The 18632-nt window shown below is 34.2% G+C and carries 11 protein-coding genes; all 11 read right to left on the bottom strand.

Annotation, left to right across the window (positions count from 1 at the left end; all coding sequences use genetic code 11):
- Positions 1-46 precede the first annotated feature (46 nt).
- The 11 genes from EOD40_RS00590 to EOD40_RS00540 all read right to left on the bottom strand — a co-directional run bounded on the left by EOD40_RS00590 (position 47) and on the right by EOD40_RS00540 (position 18358).
- The gene (locus EOD40_RS00590) at positions 47-1483 is read right to left on the bottom strand and encodes an MFS transporter (RefSeq protein WP_128192962.1); all 1437 of its coding nucleotides are present in this window, start codon (positions 1481-1483) and stop codon (positions 47-49) included.
- 506 nt (positions 1484-1989) lie between these two features.
- On the bottom strand, positions 1990-2796 hold the full coding sequence (locus tag EOD40_RS00585; RefSeq protein ID WP_128192961.1) for an SDR family NAD(P)-dependent oxidoreductase: 807 nt from the start codon (positions 2794-2796) through the stop codon (positions 1990-1992).
- Between the two features lie 97 nt (positions 2797-2893).
- Positions 2894-3658, bottom strand: coding sequence for an SDR family NAD(P)-dependent oxidoreductase (locus tag EOD40_RS00580; RefSeq protein ID WP_128192960.1), 765 nt, complete (start codon positions 3656-3658; stop codon positions 2894-2896).
- Between the two features lie 52 nt (positions 3659-3710).
- On the bottom strand, positions 3711-5999 hold the full coding sequence (locus EOD40_RS00575) for a beta-glucosidase (protein WP_128192959.1): 2289 nt from the start codon (positions 5997-5999) through the stop codon (positions 3711-3713).
- 109 nt (positions 6000-6108) lie between these two features.
- A complete protein-coding gene (locus EOD40_RS00570) occupies positions 6109-6894 on the bottom strand; it encodes a carboxylesterase family protein (protein ID WP_128192958.1) in 786 nt (261 codons plus the stop codon).
- Positions 6895-6933: 39 nt separating this feature from the next.
- On the bottom strand, positions 6934-9198 hold the full coding sequence (gene bglX / locus EOD40_RS00565; protein WP_128192957.1) for a beta-glucosidase BglX: 2265 nt from the start codon (positions 9196-9198) through the stop codon (positions 6934-6936).
- Positions 9199-9330: 132 nt separating this feature from the next.
- Positions 9331-11907, bottom strand: a complete 2577-nt coding sequence (locus EOD40_RS00560; protein WP_128192956.1) for a glycoside hydrolase family 2 TIM barrel-domain containing protein — start codon at positions 11905-11907, stop codon at positions 9331-9333.
- Between the two features lie 79 nt (positions 11908-11986).
- Positions 11987-13711 (bottom strand): family 43 glycosylhydrolase, encoded by a 1725-nt coding sequence (locus EOD40_RS00555; protein WP_128192955.1) that lies wholly within the window; start codon positions 13709-13711, stop codon positions 11987-11989.
- Positions 13712-14198: 487 nt separating this feature from the next.
- A complete protein-coding gene (locus EOD40_RS00550) occupies positions 14199-14582 on the bottom strand; it encodes a hypothetical protein (RefSeq protein WP_128192954.1) in 384 nt (127 codons plus the stop codon).
- A 137-nt stretch (positions 14583-14719) separates the two neighbouring features.
- Positions 14720-17080 carry a TonB-dependent receptor gene (locus EOD40_RS00545; protein WP_128192953.1) on the bottom strand — a complete coding sequence of 787 codons (2361 nt, stop codon included), beginning with the start codon at positions 17078-17080 and terminating at the stop codon, positions 14720-14722.
- A gap of 507 nt (positions 17081-17587) precedes the next feature.
- On the bottom strand, positions 17588-18358 hold the full coding sequence (locus EOD40_RS00540) for an NUDIX hydrolase (protein ID WP_128192952.1): 771 nt from the start codon (positions 18356-18358) through the stop codon (positions 17588-17590).
- Positions 18359-18632: the final 274 nt, after the last annotated feature.

Genomic DNA, 18632 nt, shown 5'->3' with positions numbered 1-18632 from the left:
AACAGGCTTTTTACAGCCTGTTTTTTTTGTATAATATGAAGTTTTCTTAATGACCTCCACTGATTTTGGTGTCAAAATTGATGCCTTGACGTCTTAAAATGCCACTTACTTTCCATGCATAAAAAACTAAATAAGAAAAGCATAAAACACCAACAATATAACTTTTTTGAATCCCAATATTTTCAGATACAAAACCTTGGAGCCAACTGATGATACCACCACCACAAATCATCATAATAAGAAAACTACTTCCTTGACTGGTGTGTTTTCCTAATCCACTTACTGCCAGAGTAAAAATGCAAGGCCAAAGAGTACTACAAAATAAACCAACACTCGTGAAAGCATATACACTCACAATTCCGGTGGTTCCCATTCCAGTTAGTAGAGCGACAATTCCTAAACTAGAGAAAATAAGCAACATTCGGGCAGGATTTCCCTTGCTGGCTATATCAGCAGCAATTAATACGAGAATAATTAATCCATAAATGTAGAAAGGAGTTAAATCATGATTGGCAATTGCATTTACAACTAAAAAAACAGCAAATGCTAAATAGGGGGCAACAAACCGCAGAATCTTTTGAATACTAATAACATCACTAAAAACTTCTACAGCTCCCGTCCAACGGCCTATCATCAAACTCGCCCAATACAACGAAATGTAAGGGGCAATAGCTCCTATTTCAAATCCCAATTCGTTCTCCATATAAGAAGGTAAATTGCTGGCTGTAGATACCTCAACACCAACATATAAAAATATGGCAAGCATCCCTAAGAGTAGTTGTGGGTAATATAAAGCCGAATTTTTAGAAGAAGCAGTATCAGCTGGAGATTCTTCAATTGTTTCAGGATGTTCAGGCAAGGAAGAGAATTTCAACAATAACGCAACAGCTAAAAAGGCTAACCCAAGTACTAAATAAGGGATTTTAACACTTTCTACACTCAATTCAGTATTTCCAGACGCAGAAGAACCAAAAATGGCAAAACTTACTATTAGGGGGCCAATGGTAGTCCCAAAATTGTTGATCCCGCCCGCAAGGGTCAATCGTTGAGAACCTGTTTTTATAGGTCCTAAAGCAATAGCTAAAGGATTGGCAACGGTTTGTTGCAATGAAAAACCTAAACCTACAATAAATAAACCGGCTAACATTAGTGGATAGGATCCAGTATTAGCTGCAGGGTAAAACAACAACGTTCCTAGAGCAGATATGACTAGTCCTAATGCCAATCCGTTTTTATAACCTATTTTATTCACTAAATCTTGTTTTAATAATAAAGAAACTCCCATATAGATTAAGGAACCTACCGTATAGGAAATATAAAAAGCAATCGATACAAATTGGCTTTGACCTTGGGTTAAATCAAATGCTTTTTTAAATACAGGAATTAATATGTCGTTACTGGCAGCAACAAATCCCCAAAAGAAGAATACGGTTACCAAAGGGATAAATTGCCCCCATTGGGTTTTCAAATTTTCAGAAGTCATTCGTTTTTTAGATTATTTAATTGTTTTAAGTTAATAATGGGATATATGACTCCAAATTATAATAGTATAATTGAGAGTATTTGAGAGAAAGTGTTTTTGCCTAAATCATTGATTGTAGGCCTGTGGATTTTTATATTTTTTAAGTTCAAGAATTCCAATTATCATTAATTGGTTTTGATTTCCAGTATGTTTTTGTTTCAAAAATCTGGCTGATTCATCATTTGTATAAATTGAAAAAAAAAACAGAAGCGTATCGAGACCACTTAACTAACCAAAAAAATAATAATTCGATACCGCCTTCTGTTTTATATAAAAAAATTTAATTTGTTTCAAAAATCTGACTGATTCATCATTTGTATAAATTGATATAAAAAAAACAGAAGCGTATCGAGACCAATTAACTAACAAAAAAATAATTCGATACTGCCTTCTGTTTTTCATCACTACATAATTAATTAAACTGAACTTTTATTTTATAAAATTTCTCACTCAACTATTATATTTTACTAATGTTTCATTGTCTTTTTCATCATTTTACTGATAAAATTGGTCGCAAATCTGGGATTAAGACGATAAAGCAAATCCAAAAATCTTGCGTCTTTTCCAACAGTTATCCTAAACTTATTTTTCTCCATACCTCCAATAATAATTTTTGCAGCTGCGGCTGGAGAAAGTGTCATTCCTCCTTTCACTGATTCATTCTTCATAGTAGGACTTTCCACGCCAGAATTTGCCGTTATATTCGTTGCAATTGCTCCGGGATGGACCACAGTAACTTTTACACTTGAATCTCTCAATTCAGCATAGAGTCCTTCAGTAAAGATTTTAACGGCGGCTTTGGCTGCCCCATAAATGGTTTGCCCTGGAAAAGAAATAAACCCACCCATACTTGAAATGTTCACGATATGGGCTTCAGGTCTTTTTAACAAAAACGGAAGAAATGCTTTGATCATATTCAGCGTTCCGTAGAAATTAACATTCATCACCAGATTTATCTGATCCATCGGCAGCTCGTTTACGGGAATAAATTGCTGAATGATGCCTGCATTATTGATCAATCCGTCAACCAAACCGAAGTGCTTAACAACTGCTTCGGGCAAAGCATCCACTCTTGCTTTATCTGTAATATCTACAACATACCCCTTAAAACGATCATTCCCCACTCCTGCAATTTTTTGGGTTTCCGCAAGAGCCTTTTCATTAAGATCAATACCCGCTACGTTTGCCTGTTTGTTTAACAATAACAAGCAAAGTTCCCTTCCTATTCCGTTTCCAGCCCCTGTGACAACTATTACTTTATTTTGTGCTTTCATATCTTATTTTTTTGGAGTTAACCTAACATTCTCTACCAGCGAAAAGGATGTTTCTATTTTTTATTTTAATTTTTTTTGTTCTTTTCTTAGGTCGAAATTAGGTTCTCATAACCGCACCTCCATCGATACATATAGTCTGACCTGTAATCCATTCTGAGAGATCCGAAAGAAGGAATGATACAATAGACCCCATATCTTCCGGTTTTCCTACACGTGGAGAAGGCATCATTTGTAATACCATATCCACAAGATGACCTGAGTTTTTCATTCCGCTTTCAGTAAGAACCAGTCCTGGAGATACCGCATTACAGCGTATTCCTTGTTTACCATATCTGCGGGCAACATTACGGGTTAGTGCTCCAATTCCTGCCTTAGTAACGGAGTAGGCAACCTTGTCTGGCATGCCAGCATAAACAGCATCGGAAATGGTATTAATCACTGATCCACCTCCAGCTGCAATAATATGAGGAATAGCATATTTACAGGTTAATAAATACCCAGTAAGATTGATGTCAATATTACGCTGCCATACTTCCAAATCTATATCTACGGGGTCCGTATCTTTGGCAACCTGATCAGGATGAATATTTGCAGCTACATTAAATAATCCATCGATTTTACCATATTTATCTACAGCTGCATCTATCATTTTTTTAACACTATCCTTATTTGAAATATCAAGCTCAATTGCTATTCCGCCCCCACCAGCATCCTTTACAGTCTGAACACAACGCATGGCATTTTCCAAAATAATATCACCAACAACAATTTTGGCACCACCGGCACCCAAAAATTTAGCTGTGCCATCTGCAATTCCACCAGCACCAGCAAAAATGATTACTTTATCCTTTAGTCCTTCCATGATCAATAAATTTAGATTTGTAGTTTTATTTAAGTTAAAAATAGATCGAAATCTATAGTTGTTTAATTCTTTTTAATTCATTTATGGTAATAGTGGGTGTCAAAACTTTATGGTTTTTTTCAACTTCGATATCTTTAGCCAACTTGAATTCTTTGGTTAATTTGATATCCCTACTTGACGCGCCCACTTTAACCGTATAGGTTCCTCCATCAGCAATCCACGAAGATTGTTCGGTGTTATAAGAAGCCAAATCTCTTGGATTTAGTTGGAATGAAATAGTTTGGGATTCACCAGGTTTAAGTAGGTTTGTTTTGGCAAAAGCGCGAAGTTCTTCGGATGGTTTTTCTAATGTTTTTTCAGGTGCAGTCAAATACAACTGCACCACTTCCTTACCTGATACTTTTCCTGAATTGGTGACAGTAAGAGTTGCAGTTATTTTATCCTTAAATTTGGAAGTGCTTAGTTTTAATCCACTATAGTTAAAATTGGTATAACTCAATCCGTATCCAAATTCATAAGCAGTTTGTGCTTTGAATGAGTTATAGTAACGATATCCAACATAAATGCCTTCTTTATAAATTACCTCTGTAGGTTTATCAATTGGTGTTCCTGGAAAATTAGTAGAAGAAGGTTCATCTTCATATTTCATAGGAAACGTTACAGTCAGTTTACCAGATGGATTAACTTTTCCCGAAATGACATCAGCAATAGCATTTCCAGCTTCCATTCCAGGTTGCCATGGCAATAAAATAGCATCTGCATAATCTCTCCAGCTAGCTGTTTCGATAACACTTCCAGCATTAATTATAACTACTATTTTTTTTCCTTTAGCATGAAAGGCTCCGGATAAATTCTTAATTAACTTTTTTTCTACATCAAATAGGTTAAAATCATTATTGACTTGTCTGTCTCCTCCTTCACCAGATTTACGGCCAATTGTAAGTATTGCTACATCTGCATCATTAGCTGTTTGGTTAATAACATCTTGTGAAATTTCCATTTCAGGAATTTGATCGTAGGCAGAAGCTGCATAAGTTTTGGCTTTATAGGCAGCATAACTCTCTTTTAAATTCCCTGTTATTCTATAGCCAGCATTGGTAAGTCCATCAAGGATAGAAATTTTATAAGATGGTAGTACGGCACCACTTCCAAATCCACCAATTATAGTCTCATAAGATGCAGCTCCATATAAAGCTACTTTTGTCCCGGTATTCAATGGTAATGCTTTATTGGAGTTGTTTTTAAGTAGCACCATAGATTCAGATGCAGCATTTCTTGCAATAGCGGCATGACCTACTAAATCAGGATTATTTGAATAATTGTACTTTTTAAAAGAAGAAGTTTGCAAAATGAGATTTAGGATTTCTTCTATGTTTTTGTCAACGATTTTTAGATCTAGTTTGCCCTCATTGACTGCAGCTATAATTTGTTCAATTTGACTCGTTTTTCCTGGCATAATAATATTATTTCTAGCTTTCATCTGGGCAACAACATCACTTCCTCCGTTCCAGTCTGTCATAACTAAATTTTTAAAACCCCATTCGTTTCTTAGTATTGTAGTTGTCAGATCGGGATTTTCAGACGTATAAAGCCCATTAACTTTATTATATGAGGTCATTACAGTAAGTGGATTTGCGTTTTTTACAGCTATTTCAAAACCTCGTAGATAAATTTCTCTCAAAGCTCTTTCACTGATATTTGCATTTACTTTATCTCTATTAGCTTCTTGGTTATTAGCGATAAAATGTTTGATAGAAGTACCAACACCATTGGACTGAACCCCTTTCACAAAGGCCGATGCAATGTAGCCGGATACTACAGGATCTTCGGAATAATATTCAAAATTGCGTCCGTTTAATGGATTTCGTATAATATTCATTCCTGGAGCCAGAAGAATATCAACACCGTATTCCTTAACTTCATTTCCAAATGCAATACCTACCTCATTTAATAAGTTGACGTCCCATGACGAAGCAAGTGATATTCCTACTGGCCATGCTGTTGGCGTATATGAAATTTTTTTATCATCAATAAAATAAGGTTGTAGTCTTACTCCGGCAGGTCCATCTGCCATGATTATACCTGGAATACCAAACCTTGAGATAGTACCTGTAAAGCCTACAGCACCACGTCCTCTTATAGCAGCCTCACTGATTTCACCCGGCACCCGCTTGTTTGTACCCACTAAAAGTTGCGCTTTTTCTTCAAGAGACATAGCCTTGACGATTTCAGAAACAGGACTTTTGCCTAACTGAGGTAAGTTTTTTTGTGAATAAACAGTACAACAGGCTGTCAAAACTATGAATAGCAAACATGATTTTGCTAATGTTATTTTTTTCATGACTTATTTTTGTTATTTGTCTCTAATTTTTTTCAAAACTTCGAGAATTTCATTGTTGATATAAAATATTAATCCTATTGATTTAAAAGATGATGAGGTTGTGTTTTTCTTATTTTTTATGACCAAAAAGCCATGAAAATACACTAGGTTCTTTAAAGGTGTAATCCCAACTATTGTGATATACACCCGGATATTCGGTATATTTAATTTCGCGTTTTCCATCGTTCAGTAACTGATATGCCTTACGTGCATAATCAACGGAAACAATATGGTCATTTGATCCATGAAACAACCACAATGGAGTCTTTTTGTTGTGTATAGTAAACCAATCGAGATTTACAGCACCGCATATAATAAAGGCTGCCGCAAATGTTTTAGGCATGCGTGTCAATAATTCGTAGGTACCCATACCACCCATCGATAGTCCGCCTACATAAATCTGTTTTTTATTAACCTTACCGGAGCTAATCCATTCTTTGGTCAAACCCATCAATAATTTCATGGATGTATTAGCTAAACTGTCTTTGTAAAAGGTAAATTTCAACCTTATAGGGCTACCTTTAGGTAAATCTTCTCGTTTTGCGTTTACCCAATAATCATTTTCAGGACATTGTGGGGCAATAACTATGGCAGGATAATTACTTTGTAAGTTATCAACTAACCATTGACCACCATTCTTGAGCTGTTTTTCATTATCAGTACCACGTTCACCCGAACCATGCAGAAAAATAACCAATGGATATTTTTTGCTCGGATTATAATTCTTAGGAAACATAATACGATAGGGTAACGATTGCGAATTGTCCGTATAAACCTTTTTTTCGAATGCTGATATATTTTGAGCCGATAGGGGCACAGCAATCAGTATCAATAGAAAGAAAATTAGTTGTTTCATATTTTTATTATTTAACAATGATACAATTAGAAAAGAAACCTACTTATTCCACACAAATGCTGCATTATTGGTTACGTCAGAATTAGTACCTATAAAAACAGTAAAACTTCCCGATTCCCAATCTAATATTAAATTACTATTATAGAATTTTAAGTCCTCTGTTGTGATATCAAAGCTGACCTCTTTCGTTTCCCCGGGTTGTAAGAAGATTTTTTTGAAATTCTTCAATTCTTTTACTGGTCGGGTAACAGAAGCTACTGGGTCATTCAAATACAATTGTACTGTTTCTTCTCCAGGGTACTTTCCTGTATTGGTTATGTTGACTTTTGCTTTCAATATTTTATTACTTCCTGTCAAAATGGTATCACTCAATATTACTTTATCATAAGTAAATGTTGTATAACTCAACCCATAACCGAAAGGATACAGAGGTGTATTAGGGGAATCCATGTAATTGGATTTGAAATTTCGTTTACGCCCTCCATCATAAGGTCTACCCGTGTTTTTATGATTATAATAGATTGGAATTTGACCTACTGAGCGGGGAAAAGTCATTGTCAATTTACCCGAAGGATTATAGTCTCCAAATAACACTTCAGCAACAGCACTTCCTGCTTCGGTACCTAAATGCCAAGTTTCTACTATTGCATCTGTGTATGGAAGTGCGTTTTCAATTGTCATTGGTCTGCCATTGGCCAACAGTAACACAATAGGCTTACCTGTGTTTTTTAAAGCCTTTAATAATTCAAGTTGACAATTAGGAATTGAAATGTTAGTAAGGTTTTTTGCCTCCCCTGACATGCCTTTTGCTTCTCCTAGTACGGTAACAACAACATCAGATTTTTTGGCTAGTTCCACAGCCTCTTTTATCAGTTTCTCTTGTTCCTCAGCTTCATATGGATAACCTGCAAAACTTTGTAGATATTCATTGTCTGTTATTTGAGTCCCCATAACGGTCTCAACATTTGGATTCACTTTTTTTATTCCTTCGTAAATCGTTACTACACTATCGACATCACCTTTTAAAACCCACATACTGAACATTTCGGCCTTATTGTTTGCAAATGGACCAATCAAAGCAATATTGCTGTCCTTCTTTAATGGAAGTATATTGTTTTTATTTTCAAGCAACACCATAGAGCGCAAAGCTGCTTTTTTCGCAATTTCTTTGTTCTCTTTTGTTAATGTTACTCTATCGGCTTTCTCAGGATCAAAATTCCTATAAGGGTTGGTAAACAAGCCAAGCTTATATTTTGCCTCAAGTACCCTGCGACATGCAGCATCAATAGCAGCCATGGAAACTTTACCTTCTTGTATTGACTGCTTTAAATATCCAAAAAATAATTCGCTTCCCATATCCATATCAGTCCCAGCGTTCATTGCTAGTTCTGCCGATTGTTTATCATCCTTTGAAATGCCATGAGTTGTTAATTCTTGTATAGAAGCAAAGTCGGTTACCGCGAACCCTTTAAATCCCCATTGTTTTTTCAGTACATCGGTAATCAGCCATTTATTAGCTGTGGCGGGAATACCTTCAACTTCATTAAATGAGGTCATAATGCTGCCTGCTCCTGCCTCTACTGCTGCTTTATAGGGAGGCAAATAAAATTGATACATTGTTAATTTACTCATATCGGTAGTATTATAATCGCGGCCGGCTTCAGCAGCGCCATACATTCCGAAATGCTTTATGCAAGCCATCAGGGAGGTTTCGTTCTTTAAGTCATCGCCCTGATATCCTTTTACCATAGCTTGTGCAATTTTACCCCCTAGGAATGGATCTTCTCCTGAGCCTTCCATTACTCTTCCCCAGCGAGGATCTCGGCTAATGTCTACCATAGGTGAAAATGTCCAGTTATATCCCACTGCAGAAGCTTCAATAGCAGCAACTCTTGCTGTTTGTTCAATTAGCGGCATATTCCATGAACATGACAAACCTAGAGGTATTGGGAAAATAGTTTTATAACCATGAATAATATCTAAGCCTGAAAGCAATGGGATTTTAAGACGTGTGCTTTCGGCAAGTTCCAGTTTCGCTTTGACTTCACTTGGTGATCCAACTAACGAATAAACATTTCCTCCAGAACCATCTTTAAGTTTCTCTGCATATTTTTTAGTAGCAAAAGGTCCTGTATTGGAATTTGGAGTTAATAAGTTTAGCTGACTAAGCTTTTCATCAAGTGTCATTTTTTTCATCAAACCAGAGATAAAAATATCCATCTGTTTCTCATTAGTCGTTTTTTGACTCCATAATGGGATTGTTGTTAGACAAATTAGCGATATGTAGATGAGTTGTTTTTTCATAATTGTATTTTAATTTTATCTGTAAATTAATAGTCAGTCAGGAAGAAAATTTAGGAGAATTAGACTTAGAAAACAGATTAGTCACTACTTAATCTTTGATCTTTTTCCTAATGTAATACGAATCATCTATTCTTATTTTGTACGTATTTCAATTTGACCTGCTGCTAATCCTTTAGCTTGAGCTTTTAAAGTTATCTTGCCAGAAAATTCATTTGGTCTTAAAATGACCAATCCTCTACCTTGATAGACTTTCTTGTGATTTTGCTGAAAACTAGACATATCAGCAACATTACCATTTCCAACACCTGCTATGGAGGCGTTACCTGTAAGCTGATAAGTAATTTCTAAATCATCAACATTAGGTACAATATTCCCTTTTTGGTCAATAATTTCTACATTGATGTAAGACAAATCATTTAGGTCTGCATTTATGGTACTTCTATCAGTACTCAGTCGGATAGCTGAAGGTTTACCTGTAGTTATCAATGTGCTTTCACCAGTTTTTTTTTCTCCATCAAATCCTTTTGCAACAAGAGTTCCTGGTTGGTACTCTATTTCAAAAATTGCGGTAATGGAACCCTCTGGAACAATCTGCTCGGCAATTAACTTTCCATTTAATTCCAATTTAACTACTTTACTTCGGGTATATACATGTACTTGCATCTTTTTACCTTCTTGTCCTGGCCATGTCCATGATTTAATCACATCGGGAAATCCCCATGTTGCTACTGCCTCTTTCATTCCTTCAGGGATGGGATTATGTACAAGTATTTCTATTGGGCTGTTTCGCCACACTACATCCTGATAATAAGATGCTTGTTTTTTATTGCCTATCAAATCAAAATCGCCAGTGCCTGAATTAAAGATGGGCCACTCGTCTTTAAAAAACTGCCCCATCCCCATAATTCCTTTTAGTTCAGGTAACCTTTCAGGTTTAATTCTTGATTTACCAATTCCAGCTTCTCCGATATAATCAAAAGCAGTCCACTTAAAACTTCCAATCATGTAGGGTGATCTTTCCGATTTTTCCCAATTCTCCAAAGCAAAGAGAGGTAACGATTCGGTTACTACATAAGTTTTTTGAGGATGTGCTGCATGCTGGGTGTCAAAAAAATCTACTGTAGCACTATCTCGCTGGAAGTGAATAGACTTACTTTCAAGAAAGTAATTATAACCATCTACATCTAAATTTTCCAAATGGGATTTATAATCTTTCAAAGCAGTTTGTGTATAGGGCGGTAAGTAAACCATAGCTTCAGTTACTGGTCGCGTAGGATCTAATTTGCGAACTTCATTTGCTAGTTTTTTTCCAATTTCTTGTCCTATCAGATCAGGTGCTTCGTAGATTTCATTACCAATGCTCCACATAATTATAGAAGGATGATTTCTATCTCTTAATATCATTGCTTCTAAATCTTTCTGCCACCATGCATTAAAATTAAGATTGTAGTCTTCTGGGTTTTTAGGCTTTATCCATGTATCAAAGGCTTCATTCATAACCAGCATACCTAGTTTGTCACAGGCATCTAATAATGCTTGAGAAGGAGGGTTGTGACTGGCTCTTATAGCATTGTACCCATTCTTTTTTAATATTTCAATTTTTCGTTCCTCAGCTTTGTATACTGAAACAGCACCCAGTGGGCCATTGTCATGATGAATACATCCTCCTTTTAAAATCAACTTTTTACCGTTGAGACTAAATCCCTCAGTTCCATCAAACTTGATGCTTCTAATCCCAAAGTTTGTTTCTACTTCGTCAATCGTTTTATCACCATTCTTTATTTCAGTTATAGCTTTGTACAACTGTGGGGTTTCAAGTGACCACAAAGCGGGATTTGAAATTGTAACAGTCTGTTCGTCAATTATAGATTTACCGGCTTCCAGTTGCAGCTTTTTTTGTGTACTGCCAACAATCTTTCCGCTTGGGTTTAAAATATTGGTTACTAATAAAATATCGCTATTTGATGCTTGTTTGTTTTTTATTGTGGAACTAATTTTTACAATTGCTTTATCCTGTGTTACTTCTGGTGTAGTAATGTTGATTCCCCACGTATCAACATGAACAGGGTCAGTAACAGTTAACCATACATGGCGATAAATCCCTGAACCACTATACCAACGGGAATTTTTGCCCTCATTTCTTACTTTGACTGCTATTATATTTTCCTCTCCGGCGGATTTTAAGTAAGGCGTTAAATCATAATAAAAAGGCGTATATCCATAGGGGTGATTTCCTAAATGTACACCATTTAGCCATACATCAGCGTTCATGTACACTCCATCAAAATGGATGGATACTAGTTTGTTTTCTTTATTTTTTTCAGTTACAAATTTTTTTTGATACCAAGCTGTACCACCAACAGTCCATCCAGTTGGTGCTTTTCCAATGCTGTTTTTTGAAAATGGACCTTGTACTTTTCCTTGTTCTTGGTTTGCTAAATCCTCAATACTCCAATCGTGAGGTAAATTAACTTTTCTCCATTTTGAATCATCTAAATGTATTTGTTCCGCACCTATAACATTAGTTTTGGTAAATGCCCAATCTTTATCAAAAGATATTGTTCGAGTATTTGAATTGCTTTGTGCCATTGAAGGTGAAACTGTTATGATACTTGTTAAAATAAATAAATAGACTCTTTTTAGGGAATTTGCAACAGTTGAAATGCTATACGCTTGATTTAATTTATCTGGTGTGGTTGTGTTTTTCATAAAACAATATAGTTGATAAACATTCTCTTTTATTTTTTTTCTTAGGGTTTCAGCATGATCTGTGTTAATCTGAATTCAATCAATCGTTCTGGGCTTCAATAACTTTGATTCCTTTGGTTATACCATTTTCATTAAAAGTATCAATTGTAAAGAAGTATTTTTGTTGAGCATTAAGACTATGAATTGTTAAAGAATCGGCATTAAAAACCTGATAGTTCATGTATAACTTATCTGGAGCAGTACCATAACGGATATTGTATCCTGTAGCATCCTCACTTTTTTGCCAAGTAAGGATCACATTACGCTTATCAGTAGTATCACGGACAGCTGTAAATGAAGAGACATTTTGAGAAAGTTTTCCATTGCCTTTACCAAAAATTCGCAAACCGGATATGGCAAATTTCCCATCAGGCACATGGTAGTTAGTCAAACGAATATAACGGGCAGACACAGGAGCTTTCAATTCGATAAAATCGTGTGGAACGTCAGTTGTATTTGTTCTTTTGTCGGATATGGTTTTCCATGACTTCTTATCATTGGAATATTCAAGTAAATATTGATAATAAATGGAATTAGTTCTTCCTAAAATAGTTGTTGCCTCATCAAAAAAGTTTATTTGGACAGCATTTATTTTTGATTGTTTCTGTAAATCAACTAGTATCCATTCTCCTTTATTACCGGTTTTGGCACTCCAGTAGCTGCGAACATCTTCGTTAGTTGTATTTTCTTTTGGATGGCTATCTAGTGTAGAAGATACTTCAACAGGCTTTTTATAAGACAATAACATCCCTGATGGTTTATAATCTTCTGGTTCTTTAATGTGCTTTTTAGGTAAAACATGTGGGAAATCTCCAAAAGCGGTATAAGCATAAAAAGTTCCGTCTTCATCCAAAAAAGCAGGAAATAGACCTAGCCGTCTTTCAAAATGATCTTTTACCGAAATTGTCATGGTTCCCATGTACCAGTAATTAGACCATTTATCCTGAAATGTGGTACCGTGTCCAGCACCACAAATAAAGCCTTCGGGTTTATATGAAAAAGGATTGTTCTCAGCAAGTTGAAATGGCCCTAATGGAGAATTCGCAATATATAAGCCATCTGAATAACTTTTATATTCTGTACCTGGAGCCGAATACTGTAAGTAGTATTTGCCCTTATGTTTTGTTATCCAAGGCCCTTCTAAAAATGGCTTTCTTCTTCCTGAATAATCATTGTAATCACTAGGTCGTTCCCAACCATTGTTTATAGTGTTACTACTTAGTAATTCAGATTGAGATCCTATTGGATCGAAAGTTTCTTTATTTAGTTCTACACCATAAATGGGTTTATTATTAGAAAGTCCTTGATACAAATAAAGACGTCCATCATCATCAAGAAAAAGACATGGATCGTTTACAACAATAGGGAAATTTTCTTTTACAATTTGCCATTTCCCGCTTAATGGTTCAGCAGACTTATATATGCGTCTGTCAAGTGCCATAAAATACACAGCATCATTCATTACAACAGCTGTAGGGGCATAATCTTCGAGAGGTAAGTCAGATGTAGTGATGAACTTCCAATCAATCAAATTATCCGATGTCCAATATCCTCCAGATTTAGAAGCAAATAAAAAATACTTTCCTTTAAATAAAACTACAGCAGGGTCAGCAGCTTCTCGACGCGAAGGATTGTTTAACTGAAACCTGTAATTAAGATTTATAGGATTGCAAACAGTTGTTTGTTTATTTATGTGTTGAGCATTGATTTGCAATGAACAACACATAAATAAAATGAATAACAAATTCGATAATATATTTTTCATGTTGTGTAATGTGTTGAGTGTGAAAATGGAAATACAATGTTTCTTTATTGCATTGATTTGAACCTATGATATAAGAGAGGTACTTGCTTTTTTTGAGCTAATACCTTTTTTAGTGTAAATTTTGCTATTAGTATTTTACCTTTATCTAAAGCTTTTACTCTAAATCATTATGGAAATAGTGATAGTAATCCAAGAAGATCAATCCATATTAAAATAAGTCCAATCTTGTGGATTCAGAATAAGATGATTCACGGTAATTTCTCCAGATTGAATAATTTTATTTTTGCGAAAGCTTTTAACTTTTTTGGAGATTATCCAAATGCTCTATAGTTGCTATGAGATAAAATTACAGGACTTTTTTTTATGTAAATTGTTAATAATTTGTGGTTTATTTGGTTTTTAAAAGAGAAGTCGTAATTAAAGAAGATTTTTTGAAATAATTAGGAAGTAATGGTAGTCTTTGTGACTACCATTACTTCTTTTTTTCTCATTTTTTAGATTCAACTATTCTGGTTCCAGTACAATCAAACATGTCTAGCAATGATCCGGTAATATTGTTGTCATCTTTTTTTTCTAGATAGATGTATACATCATAACCACTTGCCGTAAAAAAACAGGTTATGAATTTTTCTTTTTCATCTATTTTAGTGAATACATCTGCAGGTCTACCTTCTCCTGCCATATTTCCTGTTAATTTACCATTTTCGCCTCTTGTTAATGTTAGTACACTTTTAGCATCACCATCAGGAAGACCAGTTGTTAGAAGTTGCCATTTTCCTATAAAATAATCTTTAGATTCTTGGGCTTTTGCGTTAACTGAAAACATCAAGCTGCATACTATAGCAGCAATAATAATACTTAATTTTTTCATGACATTTGTTTTTTTTTGATTTGTAATATTTGTTGTTTGAGAAATAATTTTTTATTTTTTAGAACCTAACTTTCAAAGTTCTAAAAAATAAGAACTTTGAAAGATTAGGATTCATAATCTATTTACACACTTTTTATTTATATTTTGAAATTCACAGTAAATTCGATTGTACGTGGGCGAATACCTGATGCATTAACTCCTTTTCCTATATAATTAGGCTCAGTTGCTGTTGTTATCTGGTCAGCACCTTGCAAAGCACCACTGATACCTTTTTGATTTAAGAAGTTTACAACTTGCAACTTAAAATCAACATTTCTGCTCATACGATATTCAACTCCCCCAAAGGTTTCCCACCAAGCATTGTAAGCAATTGAATTGGTTAGGTTACCATATTGTTTTCCAAAATATCTTAGATTAGCATAAATCTTGTAGTTCCCTAATTTATAACTAGGATCAATTTCCATCAAAACATTAGACATTCCAGGAATAATATTATTATATTCATATGTAGTACCAAAGCCACTTGCTGTATAATTTTTGTATTGTGGTTTTTGCAAGGTTATCAAATAATGCAAATTAAAATTCTTGAATGGACTTGTTACAATATCTGTAGTCCAACCCAGTGTTTGTATATCATAAAAAAGAGGATAAGCTTTAGCTTTTATTGATGTATTATTTGGGTCATAAAAGTCTAATCCAGTAACGTTGTTCAATTTTGAGCTTTGTGTTACTTTAGACACTATACTAAATTTATCTCCTTGATTATAATAAATACCTGCACCTAAAAATATAACTTTTATTTGATTAGACTTGGCTATTGTAGTCTGAGCAACAAGATTACCATTTCCATCCACATCTGTTATAGGGTTTCCTAGTGCATCTTTTTGGTTTGCTGGGTAATCATAATATCTGTTTAGATAATCGTTATAGGTAACATCCCCTAAGAATCCAAATTTATTGGTAACCTTTGCAACAAAACTACCTACAGCTACGTGGTTAAATTTGTTTTTGAAATCTACTGACATAAGGGGTCTGTCCTTTATGAAAGAATTAGTATATTGATTATGAAGTTCCTCTGTATCTTCTTTTTCTAGTCGAGCACCAAGGGTGAAATCAAAAACTTTACCTACTTTAAAATCATCTGATAAATATAATGCTGTTTTATTCGTTTTTACTTTTGTTATATCTCCTGGTATTCCTACAATTCCATCTGCATTAGTGATTGGATAATAATATGGAGACCCTGGAACAGGACTTACATTCATTTGCCAATCTAATAATTGAGGATTAGGTGTTACTGTTTGATAATAAATACCCATGTTTGTTTTTTGCAATCCTGTTTTATACAACTGTTCAGTTAAACCAAGTCTCAAACTATGTACTCCATATTTTTTGGTAAGCTCCATACGAGTCATCCAAGTGTCAATATTGGTTGGTTCTACTGCTTGGTTCACTACCATTTGAACATTGTCTGTATATTCTGTATTAGTATTATGTAAATAGTACTTATTATTAGCATCTGGCGTACTAATTCCTAAAGTCAACGGAAATTGAACAAGAAAAGGCGACTTGGAGTGCATATACATTGTTGAATAACTCAATTTATAATCATTTGAAAATTTATGCTCACCATTTACATAAAAAGCATTAGATTTATTTTCATTAAATTTATCATCCGCTAAGTTCATTTTTACTGATTCTCCAGTATTAGCATCTGCATAGGCAATTTGTCCATTTCCTAAGGTATAACTATCTCTACTTAAACTAAAACCTGGATATTCTGAAAAATCACCATTTCCATTATAAATTAAGGGTTGATTGACACTATAATCTTGTCTTTGTGTTGCGTTTTTATATAAAAAATTAATTTTTCCTTTCTTATATTTCTTTGAAATCCCCAGTTTAAACATCTCCATCCTTTCAGTTGACCAAGGATAATACATCCTATTAACACCATTTCCACGATCATAAGTTTCTTGTAAACTAATTGAGTAACCCCATCCATCCTTACTCATTGGACCTGATACATTTCCACTGTAAATTAAAGACCCCCAGCTATTGGTATAAGCTGAAAAAAAACCTTTAAATTTAGTACCAGGTTCACGATCATATGAATTGACACTAAAACCAACTTTTCCAAAAGTAAGTGCTCCTTCAGCAAGAGATAATAAACCAATCCTTCCGATACTACTATCATACTTCCATACCGAAGTAACAATTTGAGGGTAAAACTGATATATTACTGGAATGTCGTTTTCTAAAATCTGAATATCACCTCCTGGAGGAATACCAACATTGATTTGTCTTGGTGTCGTAGCTGAAGAGGCATTCAACATTACGTTTCTATTCTTCTCTTCTTTCTTGTTTCCTCCAACTGAATCTTTCGCTACAATAGATTCGGTTTTGTCTTTTTTATCCTGTGCGTAGGATTGCTCTGGTAAAATTGCTGCGATAGCAATTAAAATTCCAATTCCAAAAGGAATAATTTTCTTTTTCATAATGTAATTTGGTTAAAATGGTTTTTCATTGCGTTAGTATAATGCTTTCTATTGCGTTATATTTACGCGATAAAAGTATTAAACATTTTTTATATCACAATGCAAAACTTCATAATTATTCATTTTTGCATACTATTTTTACGATATGTAATTTTTTTCACCTAAAATTTTATAATATATTCAAGTGTTTTTTCTTAATTATAAGTATTTGATGATTGGAAAAAGCATAAATTAAAACCAAATAACACTCTGAAAAAGAGTTAGATAAGAACCGAATAAGGTTTCTGTTAATTGGATATGGAGGAAAAAGAAGGAAAGAAGGTAATACAGTTTTAATAAAATCGTCTTGGCGTTAAACTACTATTTTAGATTTAATCTAAAACGTATTTAATGTAGGTAGGACTGAGTAATAATGAAAAAGAAACCCTATCTCGTTTAAGCGAAATAGGGTGAAGAGTTAATTGTAATTATTTTTTAGAGATCGCCTCCGTATGTTTTTTGATAAAATTAAAGTACTAAAGCCGTTCTCTCGGATAAAGCATTTTCATAATTTTCTTTGTGAAACTTATATAAAAAAGGGGAACGATGTTGGCCTATATTACGTTTCTCATCCAGTTTAACAATAATTTCTTGTGCAAGTAATTTATTTGGAAAATTTCGTCTATCAAACTTCTTGTTTAAAATTGTTTCGTATAAAGTTTGAATCTCGGGTAATGTGAATTTCTCCGGTAATAATTCAAATCCGATAGGCTCATGGAATATCTGATTGCGAAGAGTCATTAATGCGTAATCTATTATCTCATTATGATCTAACAATAAGTCTTTTGGAATTTCATTCACATCAACCCATTTATAATCTTCAACAAACACATCTAATTTTATATCCGCTTCTGAACAATCCATTAAAGCATAGTAACCAATAGAGAGCGTTCGTTCAGCTAACCAAGTTCCTTTAGTCATAGATACGTCAATCCCACTTTCATATTCTTGTGGCTTAATACGATGCTTACTATCTCCAAATGTATGAAACTGTTTTAAAAAGATGTTGTCAAGAGCTGTGCGTTCCTTTAAAATTCGATTCACAGCAACTGTCAATGATTCTTCTCTTTTTACATAGCCACTGGGTACTCCCCAACCAATACCTACTAACTTTGTGAGCAATACTTTTAGTTGTTTGTTTTCATAACCAAAAATGACGCACTCCAGTGTAAAATGGGGCAGGTAAATTTTATCACCATTTTCAACGAAATCATAATATTGTTTTAAATTCGAATCCATATAATTTGTAACCTATATTTTTTAAAGTCGTAAAGATAAGAATTGATTTTTCAAGAAAATAATTTAATGCGTAAATTTAATGCAATAAGTTTGCTGTTATGAAAATTTAACCTAATTTTCTCGCAGTCTTTGTTTTTATATACAAATAGAGTATTTATTCAATCTGGGGTATAGGTAAGATCTCCGAAAATTGGATTTGAAATACTCTAGAAGTTATATTATAAACGATACACTATGCCGAAATAAAACATTCTTGATATTAAAGAAAATAAAG

The organism is Flavobacterium sufflavum (assembly GCF_004016525.1).
Taxonomy (GTDB): Bacteria; Bacteroidota; Bacteroidia; order Flavobacteriales; family Flavobacteriaceae; genus Flavobacterium; species Flavobacterium sufflavum.
This window is presented reverse-complemented; position numbering and strand designations above follow the sequence as displayed.